The sequence below is a fragment of the Microbacterium sp. APC 3901 genome (assembly GCF_030407765.1).
Lineage (GTDB): Bacteria > Actinomycetota > Actinomycetes > Actinomycetales > Microbacteriaceae > Microbacterium.
The window spans coordinates 109,212-126,268 of record NZ_JASDCU010000009.1; the positions used below are offsets into that span (position 1 = coordinate 109,212).

15 protein-coding genes and 1 riboswitch are annotated in these 17,057 nt (G+C 67.9%); of the genes, 8 read left to right on the forward strand and 7 right to left on the reverse strand.

Annotation, left to right across the window (positions count from 1 at the left end):
- Positions 1–91 precede the first annotated feature (91 nt).
- A complete protein-coding gene (locus QMA07_RS10175) occupies positions 92–2,137 on the forward strand; it encodes an ABC transporter ATP-binding protein (RefSeq protein ID WP_290161482.1) in 2,046 nt (681 codons plus the stop codon).
- A 7-nt stretch (positions 2,138–2,144) separates the two neighbouring features.
- Here QMA07_RS10175 and QMA07_RS10180 read toward each other — a convergent pair whose 3' ends face one another.
- From QMA07_RS10180 to QMA07_RS10210, 7 genes are read right to left on the reverse strand one after another with little or no spacing between them, the layout of a single operon-like run.
- Complete coding sequence (locus QMA07_RS10180) at positions 2,145–2,918, reverse strand: SDR family oxidoreductase (protein WP_290161485.1); 774 nt, start codon at positions 2,916–2,918, stop codon at positions 2,145–2,147.
- Positions 2,919–2,938: 20 nt separating this feature from the next.
- Complete coding sequence (locus QMA07_RS10185) at positions 2,939–3,886, reverse strand: glycosyltransferase family 2 protein (protein WP_290161487.1); 948 nt, start codon at positions 3,884–3,886, stop codon at positions 2,939–2,941.
- A gap of 37 nt (positions 3,887–3,923) precedes the next feature.
- Positions 3,924–5,063: a cysteine desulfurase family protein gene (locus QMA07_RS10190; protein WP_290161489.1), complete on the reverse strand. Its 1,140-nt coding sequence runs from the start codon at positions 5,061–5,063 to the stop codon at positions 3,924–3,926.
- A 5-nt stretch (positions 5,064–5,068) separates the two neighbouring features.
- The gene (nadC, locus tag QMA07_RS10195; protein WP_290161491.1) at positions 5,069–5,920 is read right to left on the reverse strand and encodes a carboxylating nicotinate-nucleotide diphosphorylase; all 852 of its coding nucleotides are present in this window, start codon (positions 5,918–5,920) and stop codon (positions 5,069–5,071) included.
- Entirely contained in the window at positions 5,920–7,434 is a 1,515-nt protein-coding gene (gene nadB, locus QMA07_RS10200) for an L-aspartate oxidase (protein WP_290161493.1), read from the reverse strand. The genes nadC and nadB overlap by 1 nt, the downstream gene beginning before the upstream one ends.
- Positions 7,431–8,768: a quinolinate synthase NadA gene (gene nadA, locus QMA07_RS10205; protein WP_290161495.1), complete on the reverse strand. Its 1,338-nt coding sequence runs from the start codon at positions 8,766–8,768 to the stop codon at positions 7,431–7,433. Before nadA ends, nadB begins: the two co-directional genes overlap by 4 nt.
- A complete protein-coding gene (locus tag QMA07_RS10210) occupies positions 8,765–9,481 on the reverse strand; it encodes an NUDIX domain-containing protein (protein WP_290161496.1) in 717 nt (238 codons plus the stop codon). The genes nadA and QMA07_RS10210 overlap by 4 nt, the downstream gene beginning before the upstream one ends.
- A 245-nt stretch (positions 9,482–9,726) precedes the next feature.
- On the opposite strand from QMA07_RS10210, the gene QMA07_RS10215 reads away from it, so the two are divergent.
- The 7 genes from QMA07_RS10215 (at position 9,727) to gcvH (ending at position 17,054) form a co-directional block, all read left to right on the forward strand.
- Positions 9,727–11,418, forward strand: a complete 1,692-nt coding sequence (locus tag QMA07_RS10215) for an ABC transporter substrate-binding protein (RefSeq protein ID WP_290161497.1) — start codon at positions 9,727–9,729, stop codon at positions 11,416–11,418.
- Positions 11,419–11,456: 38 nt separating this feature from the next.
- Positions 11,457–12,452, forward strand: a complete 996-nt coding sequence (locus QMA07_RS10220) for an ABC transporter permease (RefSeq protein ID WP_290161499.1) — start codon at positions 11,457–11,459, stop codon at positions 12,450–12,452.
- Positions 12,445–13,425 (forward strand): ABC transporter permease, encoded by a 981-nt coding sequence (locus tag QMA07_RS10225; RefSeq protein ID WP_290161501.1) that lies wholly within the window; start codon positions 12,445–12,447, stop codon positions 13,423–13,425. Before QMA07_RS10220 ends, QMA07_RS10225 begins: the two co-directional genes overlap by 8 nt.
- A complete protein-coding gene (locus QMA07_RS10230) occupies positions 13,422–14,285 on the forward strand; it encodes an ABC transporter ATP-binding protein (RefSeq protein WP_290161503.1) in 864 nt (287 codons plus the stop codon). Before QMA07_RS10225 ends, QMA07_RS10230 begins: the two co-directional genes overlap by 4 nt.
- On the forward strand, positions 14,282–15,118 hold the full coding sequence (locus QMA07_RS10235) for an ATP-binding cassette domain-containing protein (RefSeq protein ID WP_290161505.1): 837 nt from the start codon (positions 14,282–14,284) through the stop codon (positions 15,116–15,118). The genes QMA07_RS10230 and QMA07_RS10235 overlap by 4 nt, the downstream gene beginning before the upstream one ends.
- A gap of 127 nt (positions 15,119–15,245) precedes the next feature.
- Positions 15,246–15,340, forward strand: a riboswitch (glycine riboswitch).
- A 155-nt stretch (positions 15,341–15,495) separates the two neighbouring features.
- The gene (locus tag QMA07_RS10240; RefSeq protein ID WP_290161507.1) at positions 15,496–16,680 is read left to right on the forward strand and encodes a glycine cleavage system aminomethyltransferase GcvT; all 1,185 of its coding nucleotides are present in this window, start codon (positions 15,496–15,498) and stop codon (positions 16,678–16,680) included.
- Positions 16,677–17,054 (forward strand): glycine cleavage system protein GcvH, encoded by a 378-nt coding sequence (gcvH, locus tag QMA07_RS10245; protein ID WP_290161509.1) that lies wholly within the window; start codon positions 16,677–16,679, stop codon positions 17,052–17,054. The genes QMA07_RS10240 and gcvH overlap by 4 nt, the downstream gene beginning before the upstream one ends.
- Positions 17,055–17,057: the final 3 nt, after the last annotated feature.

The following is a 17,057-nucleotide window of genomic DNA, read 5'->3' on the forward strand; positions in this document are numbered from 1 at the left end:
TTCCATTCCGGATCCGGGTGAATCCGCTCTCAGCGGATGACCAGGGAGGAGATCCGATCCCGACGTCTCCGGCGCTGACTACGCTGGCGAGATGAGCATGGGTGGCGGACGCGGCGGATTCCGCGGCGTGGACGAGAGTGCGCAGCGTCGACTCAATGCCGAGGCTCCGCGGATCAGCGGTCTGGGCGCCAGGGTGGTCGCGCTCTTCCGCCCCTACCGGTGGCGCATCTTCTGGACCGGCGTGCTGGTCGTCATCGGAGCCGCGATCGCGGTGATCCCTCCGCTGATCGTCCAGCGCATCTTCGACGACGCGCTCTTCCCGGTCGACGGCGGGGGCCCGCAGCTTCAGCTCCTCGGTTGGCTCGTCGGCGGGATGGTCGCCCTGTTCCTTCTGTCGGCTGTTCTCGGCGTCGCCCAGACGTGGTTGACGTCGACGGTGGGCAACAACGTCACCGGCGACCTCCGTGTGCGCCTGTTCGAGCATCTGCAGGCGATGGAGCTCGGGTTCTTCACCCGCACGAAGACGGGGGTGATCCAGTCCCGTCTGCAGAACGACGTCGGCGGCGTCTCGGGAGTGCTGACGAACACCGTCACCAGCATCCTCGGCAATGTCGTCACGGTCATCGCGTCGCTCGTCGCGATGATCCTGATCGACTGGCGCCTCACCCTGATCGCCGTCGTGCTGATGCCGTTCCTGATCATCGTGCAACGCCGCGTCGGCCAGGTGCGTGCGCGCATCGCCGGAGAGACGCAGGAGTCCCTCTCGGAGCTCACCTCGATCACGCAGGAGACGCTGAGCGTCTCGGGCATGCTGCTCTCCAAGGCGTTCAATCGCCAGCGCACCGAATCCCAGCGCTACCAGGCCGAGAACCGCAACCAGGTGGTCCTGCAGGTGCGGCGGGCGATGAGCGGCCAGGGCTTCTTCGCCGTCGTCCAGGTGCTGATGGCGAGCGTCCCCGCCGTCATCTACCTCGTCTCGGGGTACCTGATCGCCGGCGGCACCGGCGCGATCACCGCGGGCACGGTCGTCGCGTTCACGACCGTCCAGGCGCGTCTGCTGCAACCTCTGATGGGTCTCATGCGGGTGTCGCTCGACCTGCAGACGTCATCCGCGCTGTTCGCGCGCATCTTCGAGTACCTCGACCTCGTGCCCGAGATCCAGGACGCTCCGGATGCGATCGCGGTCGCCGAAGCACCGGGGCCGCGCGGGCGGATCGAGTTCGCGGATGTCGTCTTCCGATACCCGGATGCGGCGCCGGACGCTCGTCCCACGCTGCAGGGCGTGTCGTTCGTCGCCGAACCGGGGCAGCACGTCGCATTCGTCGGTCCGTCGGGCGCCGGCAAGACGACCGTGCTGTACCTTGCTCCGAGGCTGTATGAGGCGCATGGCGGCGCCGTGCTCTTCGCCGGTGCGGACGTGAAGACCCTCACTCAGGAGTCGATCATCGATCAGGTCGGCATCGTGTCTCAGGAGACCTACCTGTTCCACGCCACGATCCGTGAGAACCTGCTCTACGCCCGCCCGGAGGCGACGGACGAGGAGATGATCGCGGCCTGTACCGCGGCGAACATCCACCACATCATCAGCGGGTTCGAAGACGGCTACGACACGGTGGTCGGAGAGCGGGGCTACCGCCTCTCCGGTGGCGAGAAGCAGCGCATCGCGATCGCTCGCGTGCTGCTGAAGGACCCGCCTGTGCTTCTTCTCGACGAGGCGACCTCCGCGCTCGACACCGTATCGGAGCGCGTCGTGCAGGAGGCGTTGGACGAAGCGGCGAAGGGGCGCACGACCCTCACGATCGCGCACCGACTCTCGACGATCATGGGTGCGGACGTCATCCACGTCGTCGAGGCCGGGCTGATCGTCGAGTCGGGTACGCATGCCGAACTCCTCGCCCTGGGCGGTCTCTACGCCGAGCTCGCCGCGCAGCAGGTGGCCGCGTCGCGCGTGCTCGACACGGAGATGGTCATCGAGACGGCGGTCTCGGGAGGAATGCGTGCCGCACTCGTCGACCGCAGAGCCGACCGGGCGCCGGATGACTCGGCCGGGGCGGATGCGGTCGATGCGCTCACCGCTCCGGTTCCGCTGCTGGAGGTGCCTCGCGCGGACGAGCGGGTGTACCCGGCCGAGGGGTGAGGCGCGCTCAGTGCACCGACAGCCCGCCGTCGATGAACAACGACTGCCCCGTGACGTAGCTCGAGCCGACACCGGCGAGGAACACGGCTGCCGCCGCGAAGTCTGCGGGCAGCCCGTTGCGGCCGATCATCGTCCGGGCGGCGAGCGCCGCGATCTGCTCCGGATCCTCCTGCAACCGCGCGTTGAGGGGGGTGAGCACGAAACCGGGCACGAGGGTGTTGCTCGTGACGCCGGTGCCGCCCCACGCCTCGGCCTCCGAGCGCATCAGCGACTCCACGGCTCCCTTCGACACCCCGTAGACGCCGCTGCCGACGAAGGCACGATGCGCCTGCTGCGAGCTGACGTGGATCAGGCGCCCGAAACCGCGATCGGCCATGCCCGTGGCATAGCGCTGTCCGAGCAGGAACGGGGCGAGCGCATTGACGGTCATCGTCGCGTCCCAGTCGTCCTCGGTGATCTCGGCGAACGGCGGACGGATGTTGATCCCGGCGGAGTTCACGAGGATGTCGGGTTCGCCGAACGGCTCGGTGGCAGCTTCGGCGAGGGCGCGGATCCCCTCCCGAGAGCTGAGATCGCCGACGACGCCGGCCGCTCGGCATCCGGTGCGAGTCAGCTCGGCGACGGTCTCGGTGATCCGGGCATCGCCGCGCGCGACGATCACCGTGGAAGCACCAGCTCTCGCGAGTGCGGTCGCGATGCCTCGTCCGATGCCTGAGCTTCCGCCCGTGACGACCGCTGTGCGGCCCTCGAGCGAGAACAGATCAGCGAGATACTGGTTCACGGGTCTCCTGATGGCGGGGCTCACCACGCCAGGGCGGCGGTGAGTGCGGGATCGGGGCGGGCGTCGGAGCGCTCGGGGAGCGCGTCGATCTCGGCGACGAACGCGTCGATCTCCGCCGAATACGCCGGATCGGCGTGCGTGCGTGCGATCTCGAGCAGCGGAGGCACGTCCATGGTGAGGATCAGCTCGAGCCGGGCCGTGACGGCGGCCCGAGCACCCACCTCATGCAGCACTCGGATTCCGCCGCGCAGCGCGTCGAGGTAGTCACGCAGCACCGGGAGCTGCGCTCGACTCTGCGTGATCGAGGTGCCGTCGGCCCGCAGACGCCAGTTCACGACGGTGTCGGGAATCACGTCGAAGCTGCGGGCGCGCGTGTACATCAGCTGCGCGACCACCTGATCTTCATAGGCCACGCCTTCGGGAAACCTGAGGCCGCTCCAGAAGTCGGTGCGGCTGATCTTCGACCATGCGACGATGTTGGCGCTCGCGCGCGGGTGCTCCATGATCGTGGTGCGCAGCCGCGCCGGAGACGTCGCCGCCGACACCCATGGCTGCACCCGACCGGGGACATAGCGCTCGCCGTCGAAGCGCGACCGCACGTAGGCGCCGGCGACGAAATCGCTGCCGGTGTCGGTGACGGTGCCGAGGAGGCGCTCGAGTGCCGTCGAGGTGAGCTCGTCATCGCCGTCGAGAAACCCGACGAACGGGGTGTCGACCAGGTCGAGGCCCACATTCCGTGCGGCGCCGAGTCCTCGGGACGCTTCATGCCGCAGGCTTCGGAACCGCGGATCCGACGCGGCCGCTGCGGCGAAGATCTCTCCGGTGTCGTCGACGGAGCCGTCGTCGATGAGGAGAGCGCGCCACCGGGACTCGGACTGCGAGCGCAGCGAGTCGAGTGCAGCCGGAGCGAAGGCGCCGATGTCGCGGCCGGGAACGATCAGGGTCACGATCGGGGCGGATGCGGTCACCAGCCGAGTCTATGGCCGCACGTGCCGCTCACGCCGTTCAGTGATGAGCGACGGCACGCACCGACTCGGCCACCAGCGCGGCGAGCCGCTCAGGCAGATCGGGCGGCAGCGCTTCCCGTCCGAACGTGAACCGCACGGAGGTCTGTGCGACCGCAGGGGACACGCCGCACGCAAGGAGTACATGTGAAGGCTCATCGCTTCCGGCGGCACACGCCGAGCCGCTCGACGACACGACACCCCGTCGCTCGAGCTCGAGCAGGACGGCTTCACCGCTGACCCCGGCGAACGTGAAGCTCGCCGTGCCGGGAAGCCGCGCCACCGGGTCGCCGGTGAGCGACGCCTGGGGCACGAGCGTGTGCACCGCCGCGATGAACCGTCCGGTCGACGCCCTGAGCCGAGTGCTCACCCCGTCGCGCTCGGCGTCGGCGAGCTCCAGCGCTGTGGCGAGGGCCACCGCTCCCGCGACGTTCTCGGTGCCCGAGCGGCGGCCTCGCTCCTGGCCGCCTCCGTGCATGAGGGGTTCGAGCGCGACGCGCCCCCGCACGGCGAGCGCTCCGATGCCCTTCGGCGTCCCGAGTTTGTGTCCGGCCACCGCCACCGCATCCGCGCCGAGGTCTGCCAGTGGCAGCCATCCCGCCGACTGCACGGCGTCGACATGCAGCGGTACGCCTGCGCTTCTGGCCACTGCTGCGAGTGCGGGCACGTCCTGGATCGTGCCGATCTCGTTGTTGGCGTGCCCGAGGGCCACCAGTGCAGTGTCGTCGCGCAGGACCTGCGACAGCGCGGATGCGGAGATCCGCCCCAGGGTGTCGACCGGGGCCGCCGTGACCTCGACGCCGTGGAAGCGGCGCAGGTAGTCGGCGGACTCGAGGATCGACTCGTGCTCGATGGGCGAGACGACCAGGTGGTGGCGGCCGCGAGCGAGGGCAGCGAGCACGATCCCCTTCACCGCGAGGTTGTTCGACTCCGTTCCGCCTGAGGTGAAGATCACGTCTCCGGAGCGCATGCCGAGAACCCGAGCGACCCGCGAGCGTGCCTCGTCGAGCGCGTTCGCGGCAGCCTCCCCGTAGGTGTGGTGGCTCGACGGGTTGCCGTACACCCCGGTGAGGAGCGGCCGCATCGCCTCGAGCACCTCCGGGCGAACCGGGGACGTCGCGGCATGGTCGAGATACAGCATTCGCGTCAGTCGATCCGCACGTCCAGGCCGAGGTCGAGCGCCCTCGCCGAGTGGGTCAACGCGCCGACCGAGATCACGTCGACCCCGGTCGCCGCGATCCCGGCGACCGTGTCGAGGGTCACGCCCCCCGAGGCCTCGACCTGCGCACGGTCGCCGATCAGCGCGACTCCCGCGCGCAGCTCGTCGAGCGAGAAGTTGTCGAGCAGCACAGTGTGTGCGCCGCCGTCGAGCACCGCCGGGATCTGATCGAGCCGGTCGACCTCGACGACCACGTGGGTGGTGTGGGGCAGGCGCGAGAGAGCGTCTCGCAGAGCGGGGGCGAGGTCGACGCCCGAGCGCTTCAGCACCGCGAGATGGTTGTCCTTGGCCATCACCGCGTCTGACAACGAGTGGCGGTGGTTGTGTCCGCCACCCGAGAGCACGGCGTGCCGCTCTATGGCGCGGAGTCCTGGAGTCGTCTTCCGCGTGTCCGCGATGCGTGCCGTCGTTCCCTCGACCGCGCGCACGTACGCGGCGGTGACGGTCGCGATGCCGCTCATCCGCTGCGTGAAGTTCAGCGCGATGCGCTCGGCCGTGAGGATCCCTCGGGCGGGTCCCGACACCGAGGCGAGCACGTCACCCGCAGCGAAGGCATCACCGTCACCCACGTGCACATCGATCGAGATCGTGGGATCGGTGAGGCGGAACGCCGCTGAGAACACGTCGCCTCCGCTGAAGATCCCCGCTTCACGAGCGACCAGGTCGGCGGTCGCGGTGGCATCCGAGGGCAGCAGCGTCGTGCTGGTGAGGTCGCCCCAGGGAGCGTCCTCCTCGAGCGCTGCGCCGACGACGCGGGTGATGTGGGCGGGAGTGAGCATCAGACGGTCTCCAGGAGGGGTGCGGCGAGGGGATCGCGGAAGTGCGCACCGATCGAGCCGGTGCGGGCGAGAGCGGCGGATGCCGTCGCCTCGGCGAGCAGGAGCAGGTTCGCGTCTTCGCGATCGGCGACGGACGTCGGCTCGGGAGCCGCAGCGAGCCAGCGATCCAGCGTGGCCACGGCATGCCGGAGGCCGTCTTCCGAGCGCAGAAGGCCCACGTGGTCCCACATCAATCGCTGGAGTGCAGCGCGACTGAACACGGTGATGCGGGCATCCGCGTCGTCCGAGTCCGCGCCGTCTTCGTGCCTCGTGTCGTTCGCAGGATCGCTGTGCGCGACCAAGGGAGGATGCGGCCAGGGCGCGTCGAGCGCTGCCGCCGCGCGAGCGCCGAAGACGGCGCCCTCGAGCAGGGAATTGGAGGCGAGGCGATTCGCTCCGTGCACACCCGTGCGCGCGACCTCGCCCACGGCGAAGAGACGCTCGACGGACGTGCGTCCGTCGAGATCGGTGACGACGCCGCCCATGAGGTAGTGCGCTGCCGGTGTCACGGGAATCGGCTCGGACGCCCAGTCGAAACCGCGCTCACGCGTGATCCGATCGATGGTCGGGAACCGATCTGCGAGCCGGGGTCGGCTGATCATCGTCGCATCGAGCTGCACGGGGGAGCCTTGCCGTGCGGCTTGTCGGGCGATCGCCCGGGCGACGACATCCCGGGGGGCGAGTTCGCCGTCGGGGTGAGTGTCGAAGACGAATCGCCGACCGGTCGCGTCGATCAGGGTCGCACCTTCGCCGCGCACGGCTTCGGAGACGAGGAACGCGGGGCCCTCGGCCAGGATCGTCGGATGGAACTGGACGAACTCGAGGTCCGCGACCGCGGCGCCGATGCGCAGTGCGGCGGCGATGCCGTCTCCCGTGGCGCCCAGGGGGTTCGTGGTGTGGGCGTAGAGGTGACCGGCGCCGCCCGTCGCGAGGATCACCGCATCCGCTGACAGATCGGAGGCCGCGCCGTCGACCACGATGCGGATGCCACGCGCGATGCCGCCGTCGACGATCACGTCGGCGAGAAAGGCGCCCTCGACCACGGTGACCTCCGCGCGGCGGACAGCCGCCACCAGAGCCTGCGCGATCGCCGCTCCGGTGGCATCGCCGCCCGCATGGACGATGCGGGCGTGACGGTGAGCGGCCTCGCGTCCGAGCAGGAGCTCGCCGTCCGGCGACCGGTCGAATGCGACGCCTCGGGCGATCAGCTCGGCGATCCGTGCCGCGCCGTCTCGCACGAGAACCTCGACGGCGGCCGCAGCCGAGAGCCCTGCCCCCGCGGCGATCGTGTCGGCCGCGTGCTGCGCCGCCGAGTCATTGGCGCCGTAGATCCCGGCGACGCCACCCTGTGCGTACCCCGTGCAGCCGTCGCCGATCGCGCCCTTCGTCATGACGGTGACCGAGTGCCCGGCCTCACGCGCATGCAGTGCTGCGGTCAGTCCGGCGATCCCCGATCCGACGACGATGACGTTCATCGTGCGCTCGCCACCACGGGCGGCTTCGCCGCCAGCATCCGCTCGAGCGCGATGCGAGCGGGGTCGGCCACATCGGCCGTCACCGTGATCCGGTTCGGGGTGCGACCCGCGACGAGCTCTTCCAGCACCCAGGCGAGGTACCCGGGGTGGATGCGATACATCGTCGAGCAGGGGCACACCACCGGGTCGAGACAGAAGATCTCGTGCTGCGGGAACTGCGCCGCGAGGCGGCGCACGAGGTTGATCTCGGTGCCGATCGCGAACGTCGTCGGGGTGGTCGCCGCGGCGATCGCTCGGCGGATGTAATCGGTCGATCCCGCCTCATCGGCCGCGTCGACGACGGCCATGGGGCACTCCGGGTGCACGATCACGCGCACGCCGGGGTGCTCCGCCCGCGCCTGGTCGATCTGGTCGACGGTGAACCGACGGTGCACCGAGCAGAATCCGTGCCACAGGATCACTCGGGAGTCGATGAGCTCGGCCGCGGAAGAGCCGCCGAGCGCCTTGCGGGGGTTCCACATCGGCATCTGCTCGAGAGGCACGCCCATCGCCTTCGCGGTGTTGCGTCCGAGGTGCTGGTCGGGGAAGAACAGCACTCGTCGCCCGCGCTCGAAGGCCCACTCGAGCACGGTCTGCGCGTTCGACGAGGTGCAGACGATGCCGCCGTGTCGGCCGACGAAGCCCTTGATGGCTGCGGAGGAGTTCATGTAGGTGACGGGGATGACCGGCACCAGACCGTCCTCGTCCTCCGCGTCGAGGTCGCCGAGCACATCGGCGAGCTGCTCCCAGCAGTCCTCGACCTGATCGATGTCCGCCATGTCGGCCATCGAGCACCCGGCCGCGAGGTTCGGCAGGATCACCGCCTGATCAGGGCCGGAGAGCAGGTCGGCCGTCTCGGCCATGAAGTGCACGCCGCAGAACACGATCGCCTCGGCATCCGGTCGCTCCTTCGCGGCGGTCGCGAGCTGGAACGAGTCGCCCACGTAGTCGGCGTGCCGCACCACCTCTTCGCGCTGGTAGAAGTGTCCGAGGACGACGGCACGGTCGCCGAGCGTCGCCTTCGCCGCGCGGATGCGCTCGTCGAGGTCGTCCTCGCTCGCCTCGCGGTACTCGGCGGGGAGCTCTCCCTGCCGCGGCGCCCCGGTCGGGATGACGTCGCCCATCGACGAACCAGGGCCGTAGCCGGGGCGGGAATCGAAGTCCCAGGGACCCACGGCGAGATCGGTCGTGCATGTCGCATCTGTCGATGCTCCCGACACGATCGACTGGATCGTGTGGTCGACGGAGGCGTCGATCGGCGGGACGGACGGCGTCGGAACGAAGGTGATGCTCATCGGGTGCTCGTCTCCTCTGGGCCGAGCGGGCCGCGATCGGCCAGTTCGACGTCGGTGTTGTATCGGTACAGGCGGGCGGGTCGGTGGCTGCCGGTGCGGAACCGGTCGGTGGGGAGGAGGTTGCCGGCGGACTCGACCTGACGGCGGAAGTTGGCCGGATCCAGGTGCTTGCCGAGGATCGCCTCGTATGCTTCGCGGAGGTCGGCGAGGGTGAACTCCGCAGGGAGGAACCCATGGGCGACGCGGCTGTACCCGACCTTGCTGCGCAGGCGCCAGAGGGCATAGTCGACGATCTTCCGGTGGTCGAAGGCGAGCGGCGGCAGGTCGCCGAGATCGAACCAGCGGACGTTCTCGGGAGCGAGACCGGATGCGCGATGCGCGGCGCTCTGCGCATCGACGTCGTCCTGCCGCAGCAGCGCCCAGTAGACGATCGACACCACGCGGGTGGGGGAGCGGTCGACGGCCCCGAATGCGTAGAGCTGCTCGAGGTAGCTGGGGGTGAGCCCCGTGGTCTCCGCGAGCGTTCGGGCGGCGGTGTCGACGGGGGATTCGGTCGGAGTCAGCCATCCACCGGGCAGAGCCCACTGGTCGGCGAACGGCTCCCGGGTGCGCAGCACCAGCGGCAACGCGAGCACCGCCGCGCCGTCGTCGGTGCGACGCAGCGTGAGGATCACGGTCGACACGGCGACATCGATGCCTCTGGTTTGAGTCATGGGTACCCTAACCTCCGAGGACGATCTTAGTGTCTTCGCGACCTTTAGTGGGCGCATATGACGCCGCGACGCACGCGAGGCCGAAACGTTATATACCAGCGTTCCGGAGTCTTGTTGCCATGTTGGCTATTTGTTAGGTTACTGTCCTAACAAATCCCTTTCGGGGGATCTGTCACGAGTCCCGCTCGGGGCTCGGCTCCATCCGGAGATCCCTCCTGCAGTGCAGCACCGAGAGGAAATACAGAATGATCCGTAACGGAAGGCGCAAGATCGCGCTCACCGCTGTGGCGGGGGCATCCGTCCTCGCCCTGGGTTTGACCGCCTGTGGCGCAGGCGGCGGCAACGAGGGGAGCGGCGGCGACGGCGACCGGGCTCTTCGTGTGTGGGCCGGCAGCCAGACCCCCATCACCGCGAACTACAACCCGTTCGCCCCGACCGTGCTCCACGGCGCGCTCGGGCCGATCTACGAGCCGCTGTTCTTCTTCAACAAGACGGCCGATGCCGAACCGATCGGTCTGATCGGCGACTCGTTCGAGTACAACGAGGACGGCACGGCGATCACGATCACCATCAAGCCCGACCTCACATGGAGTGACGGAGAGCCGCTCACTGCGGCCGATGTCGCGTTCTCGTTCTCCTACGAGGCGAACAACCCCGAGGGCAACGGTCTGGTCTCTGCCGAGGCGACGGACGACACGACGGTCGTGCTCACCTACACGACCGCGCAGTACACGACCGAGTTCCAGCGCCTCGGGTCGACCTACATCCTTCCCGAGCACGTCTGGTCGGAGGTCGCCGACTTCGCCAACTTCGCCAACGAGGAGCCGGTCGGTTCCGGCGCCTACGTGGTCGACAAGACGACCAGCGAGTCGTACACGCTCGTCGCCAACGAGAACTTCCGCGACGCCGACGAGCTCGGAGTCAAGAAGGTCCAGTACATCGCGGTCGACAACAACCAGACCGCTCAGGACCTGCTCGCCGCGGGCAAGCTCGACTGGACGGGCATGTTCATCCCGAACCCGGACGACGTCACGGGCAACGGCGCGATCGAGTGGATCAACACCCCGCAGGACCCGACGGTGCTCTACACCTGCTCGAACGCCGAGCTCGGCTGCGCGGGTCCGCAGACCGATGTCGCGGTTCGCCAGGCGCTCAACGTCGCCATCGACCGTGCGGCGATCAAGGACAAGGCATTCGTCGGCCTGACCGGCGACATCTCGCCCACCTTCGCTCTCCTGCCGCGTGATGAGAAGTGGGTCGCGGACTCGGCCAACGAGGTCAGCCCCCAGGAGGCGGACGCCGCAGAGGCGGGCGAGATCCTCGAGGCTGCCGGCTACACCAAGGACGGCGACTACTACGCGAAGGACGGCGTGCCGCTCGAGCTCAGCCTGATCTCGGTCGACGGCTGGACAGACTACAACGACGCCGCGAAGCTGATCGCCGAGCAGGCCGAAGCAGCCGGCATCAAGGTCACGGCATCGACGGTGCAGTGGCAGGAGTTCTCCGACGCCCGCCAGGGCGGCGACTTCCAGCTGATCGTCGGCGGGGTGATCGGCACGTCCGTGGCCGACCCATTCCAGATCTACCGCGACTGGTTCGGCGGCACGGCGGTCGAGTCCACCAGCCCGGTCGGCGCCGAGGTGCCTGCCGGCCGCTGGAACTTCAGCCGGTACAGCAACCCCGTGGTCGACACCGCCATCCAGTCGGCCATCAGCACGAACGATGAGGCCGAGAAGAAGGAGCTGTACGCCACGATCCAGACCGAGATCGTGCGCGACCTGCCCTACATCCCGCTCGTGATCAACGCGACGCAGACCTTCTACAACACGAAGGACTTCACGGGGTGGCCGACCGAGGAGGACCTCTACGCCTTCCCGCCGTCCTGGGGAGCGATCGCAGCGGGCTACGTCCTGACGCAGCTCGAGCCGGTCAAGTAAGCGAATGAGTCGGGGGAGCAGGAAGCAAGGTCAGTGACATGAAATTCTATGCACGAAGAATCGGGTTCTACGCGTTCACGCTGTGGGCCGCGATCTCACTCAACTTCCTGCTTCCCCGGCTCATGCCGGGGAACCCGGCGGACATCATGATCGCCAAGATGCAGCGAGCGGGCGGCGAGGTCTCCGAGACCACGATCCGCAACATCAAGCTGCTTCTCGGCGGCGATGACTCTTCTCTCTGGGAGCAGTACATCGCTTACTGGGGTCGCATGTTCCAGGGGGACCTGGGCATCTCCGTCACGAAATTCCCCGCGCCGGTGAGCGAGCTGATCGGCCAGGCGCTGCCCTGGACGCTCATCCTCGTCGGCACGGTGACGGTGATCTCCTTCATCCTCGGCGTCGCTCTCGGCGCCTGGGCGGGGTGGAAGCGCGGTACCTGGGTCGACCACCTGATCCCGGCGACCACCGTGCTGCAGTCGATCCCGTACTTCTGGATGGCGCTGCTCCTCGTCTCGGTGTTCGCGGTCGGACTCGGCTGGTTCCCCATCTTCGGCGGATACGACGTCTTCGAGTTCCCCGACGGACCTGAGCCGACCTGGGCGTTCTTCACGAATGCGCTCTCGCACGCACTGCTTCCCGCCCTGACGATCGTCATCTCGTCGGTCGGCGGCTGGATGTTCGGAATGCGCAACATGATGGTGCAGACCATGGCCGAGGACTACGTGCTCACGGCCGAGGCGAAGGGACTCCGTCCTCGTCGCATCATGACCACCTATGCGGCCCGAAACGCCGCGATCCCCTCGATCGCAGGCTTCTCGATCACCCTGGGATTCGTCGTGGCCGGATCGATCGTCATGGAGCAGGTGTTCACCTATCCGGGCATCGGCAAGCTGATGTTCCAGGCGGTCACGAACAACGACTACGCACTGATGCAGGGACTGTTCCTCGTCATCACCATCACGGTGCTCGCCGCCAACTTCATCATGGACCTCGTCTATGGCTTCATCGACCCGAGGGCTCGCCAGAATGTCTGACACCGAGAACGCAGTGCTGATCACGAAGGATCAGCCCACGACCCAGCCCGCGAGCACCATCTCGCTGGCGACCCAGCGGGGGCGCAAGCGCCGCCGCGTGCTCCCGATCACCTCGCCGAAGTTCGTCGTCGGCGCTGTCATCGTCCTGTCGATCGTGCTCTTCGCGATCATCGCGCCGATCTTCTCGCAGAATCCGAGGAGCACCGACAACCCGGCCCTGCTCCCGCCGTCTCCGGAGCACTGGCTCGGAACCACCAAGCTCGGCAACGACATGTTCGCCCAGCTCGCGATCGGCGCGCAGGGGTCGCTCCTGGTCGGCGTCGTCGCCGGCGGCATCGCCATCATCCTGTCTCTTCTCTTCGGGGTTCTCGCCGGATACCTCGGCGGATGGCGTGAGGACGCGCTCGCACTGCTCACCAACGTCATGATCGTGATTCCCGGACTGCCGCTGGTCATGGTGATCGCATCGTTCGTCCCGGAGCGCAACTGGCAGCTCGTGGCCTTCGTGCTCGGCATCACGTCCTGGGCCGGCGCCGCCTACGTGCTGCGTCTGCAGACTCGTTCACTCCGGACCCGTGATTACGTCTATGCGTCGAAGGTCGCGGGCGAGAGGTCCTTCCGGGTGATCCTGGTCGAGATCATGCCGAACCTGCTGCCGCTGCTCACCGCGCAGTTCCTGTTCGCGATCATCTTCGCGATCCTCGGCGAGGCCGGTCTCTCCTACCTCGGTCTCGGCCCCACTTCGTCGATCACATGGGGGACCATCCTCAACGATGCGCAGTCGGGCCAGGCGCTCGGCCGAGGCGCGTGGTGGTGGTTCGTCCCACCGGGAATCATGATCGCTCTGCTCGGAGCGGGACTCGCACTCATCAACTTCGCGATCGACGAGGTCATCAACCCCAAGCTCCGCAACGCGCCGGATGCGGCACGCCGTGTGCGCAAGGCGGCCAAGACGAAGGGACTCGCCGCATGAGCGCTCCGGAAGCAGTTCTGACCGCACGCCACGTGTCGATCGAGTACGAGGTCGACCCGCCCGTGAAGGCGGTGCGCGATGTCTCCCTCACACTCAACCGAGGAGAGATCCTGGGTCTGGCCGGCGAATCGGGCTGCGGCAAGACGACGCTCGCCTACGGCATGAATCGGCTGCTCAAGGCACCGGCGCTGATGACCGGTGGCGAGATCGTGTTCCATAACCGCGAGGGCCACGATATCGACATCGTCGCCCTCGACGGAGACGGCCTGCGGGCATTCCGCTGGGACAAGATCTCGATGGTGTTCCAGGGCGCGATGAACTCGCTCAACCCGGTGATCAGCGTCCGGGCGCAGATCTTCGACATCTTCGACACCCATCGCCCCGGCATGTCCAAAAAGGACAAGCAGGCGAGGGCCGAGGAGCTCCTCACTCTCGTCGGCGTCGACCCGTCACGGCTGACGAGCTTCCCTCACGAGCTCTCGGGTGGCATGCGCCAGCGCATGATGATCGCCATGGCGCTCGCGCTGGATCCGCAGGTGATGATCATGGACGAGCCGACCACGGCGCTCGACGTGGTCGTGCAGCGGGGGATCATCCGCGAGATCATGCGGCTGCGCGAGCGGCTGGGGTTCGCGGTGATCTTCATCACCCACGACCTCCCGATGCTGATCGAGATCAGCGACCGCATCGCCGTGATGCTCCAGGGGCAGATCGTCGAAGAGGGCACGGCGGAGGAGATCTACCGCACCCCGAAGCACGAATACACCAAGAAGCTGCTGTCGAGCTTCCCGAGTCTGACCGGCGAGCGTGGAGACTTCGTCCGCACCGGCAACCAGCCCAGTCAGGAGGAGATCCGATGAGCACTCACACCCTCGAGGCACGCAACCTGGTGAAGGACTTCACGCGGCGATCCGGCCTCAAGACGTCGGTCCTGCACGCCGTCAAGGACGTCTCGTTCACGATCGAGGCGGGAAAGACGGTCGCCCTCGTCGGCGAATCCGGGTCGGGCAAGTCGACCATCGCCAGGATGCTGATGAAGCTCGAGACGCCGTCGAGCGGACAGATCCTGCTCGACGGCAAGGATTCGGGCATGCGGGGCCGCGCCGTGGAGGCGTACCGCTCGCAGGTGCAGATGGTCTTCCAGGATCCGTTCGCCTCGCTGAACCCGTTCCACACGATCGTCCATCACCTCGAGCGCCCGATCAGACTGCATCATCCGAAGCTCTCGAGCGCCCAGGTACGGGCGCGCGCCATCGAGCTGCTCGAGCGCGTGCGGCTGTCACCCGGCGAGAGCTTCGCCGAACGCCGCCCGCATGAGCTTTCGGGCGGCCAACGACAGCGTGTCGCGATCGCGCGGGCGCTGGCGCCGGGCGCGCGATTCATCGTCGCGGATGAGCCGGTCTCGATGCTCGACGTGTCGATCCGTCTGGGGGTGCTGAACCTGCTCGCCGATCTGCAGCGGGAGGAGAACCTGGGGGTGCTCTACATCACGCACGACCTCGCCACCGCCCGCCACTTCAGCGACGAGATCATGGTGCTCTACAAGGGCGATGTCGTCGAGCGCGGCCCCGCCGACGACGTCATCCTCAATCCGCAGCACGAGTACACGAAGACGCTTCTGGGCGCCGCGCCCGAACCCGAGAATCTCGGACGACTGCGCGACGAAGTCAGAGCCGAACTGGCAGGCCGCTGACGGCATCCTCGCCCTGCGCGCTCTCCCGTGTCCGTCCGTTCGACGGCCACGGGAGAGCGCGGCTTTCTGAGGCCTGTGCCGATGACATCGACCAGCTAGACTGAGGCCACAACTGAAGACAGGCCGAATGACCCACGCGGGAGAGCCCCGGCGAACGCAGCCGGGCACCGAAGGAGCAAGCCTCCCCGCCAATCTCTCAGGTACGCGTACCGCGCGGTTCCGGCCACTCTGAAAAGCGATAACGAGCGAAGTTTTAGCGCTCGGGCTCCGCCGACGGTGAAAGCCCAGTCTCTGGGCGAAGCTCTCAGGCCCATGACAGAGGGGGAGTTCCCAGGAGCAGCGTCGCTGCTCCGCCCGACCCAGCCCGGGAGAACTCCATGTCCGACCCTCGCTACACTCCTCTGCGTGATCGCCACGAAGCGCTCGGCGCGTCGTTCACCGACTTCGGCGGATGGCAGATGCCGGTGCGATACACGTCCGATCTCGCCGAGCACCATGCCGTGCGTCAGGCTGCAGGCATCTTCGACATCTCCCACATGGCGGAGTTCCTCGTCACCGGCGACTTCGCCGGGGACTTCCTCGACTATTCGCTCGCGGGCCGACTGTCGGCAATGTCGGTGGGCAAGGCGAAGTACTCGCTGATGCTGGCCGAGGACGGCGGGATCATCGACGATGTCATCGTCTACCGGCTCGCGCAGGACCGCTTCCTCGTGATCGCGAACGCAGGCAACCGCGGCTTCGTCGACTCGGCATTCGCCTCACGGGTGCGCTCGTTCCCGTCGCGGATCGAGCGCGAGATGCCCGCCCGTGCCGAGGGCGAGGACCGCAGCTTCGCCGGATTCATCGGAGACAGAGGAGTCGACGTCGAGGACGTCTCAGACGAGTACGCTCTGCTCGCCGTGCAGGGGCCGGCTTCCGAGGCGATCCTGTCGTCCACGACGGGCATCTCCGACCTCGGCACCCCGTGGGGCGAGCAGAAGTACTACGCGTGGGCCGACGCGACGTTCCTCGGCGCGCCCCTGCTCCTCGCACGCACCGGGTACACCGGCGAAGACGGATTCGAACTGCTCGTGCGAGTCGCCGATGCGCCCGCCCTGTGGGACGCACTCGTAGAGGCGGGCCAGGAGCACGGGCTCGTCCCCGCGGGTCTCGCGGCGCGCGACACCCTGCGGCTCGAGGCCGGCATGCCCCTCTACGGTCACGAGCTCTCGCGCGAGACGAAGCCGTCGCAGGCAGGGCTCGGCCGGGTCGTCATCTCCGACAAAGACGACTTCATCGGCAAGGGAGCGGTGGATGCCGCATCCGATGCTCCCGTGCTCGTCGGTCTCGTCGCCGAGGGCAAGCGCGCGGGAAGAGCAGGGTACTCGGTGGTCGACGCAGACGGTGTCGTCCTCGGTGAGATCACGAGTGGTGCCCTCAGCCCGACACTCGGTCATCCGATCGCGATGGCCTACGTCGCCCCTTCTTCCGCTGCGGCGGGAACCGCAGTATTCCTTGATGTGCGGGGAACCAGGATCCCCGCGACCGTGACCGCCCTGCCTTTCTACCGGAGGATGAAATGACCGATCTCAACGCACTCAGCTATACCGACGAGCACGAGTGGATCGCCGCTGACGGCGATGCCGTGACGATCGGCATCACCGACTATGCGGCCGACAAGCTCGGCGACGTCGTCTTCGTCGAGCTCCCGGCCGTCGGCACCGAGGTCACCGCCGGTTCGGTCGTGGGTGAGATCGAGTCGACCAAGTCGGTTGGCGAGCTCTACGCCCCGGTCACGGGCACGGTCGTCGAGATCAACGACGCCGTCGTCGACGACCCCTCGCTCGTGAACGCCGAGCCGTTCGCCGGAGGCTGGCTCATCAAGGTCTCCGTCGGCGCCGGTGCGCTCGACGGCCTGATGGACCGCGACGCATACGTCGCTCTCACGGAGGGCTGATCG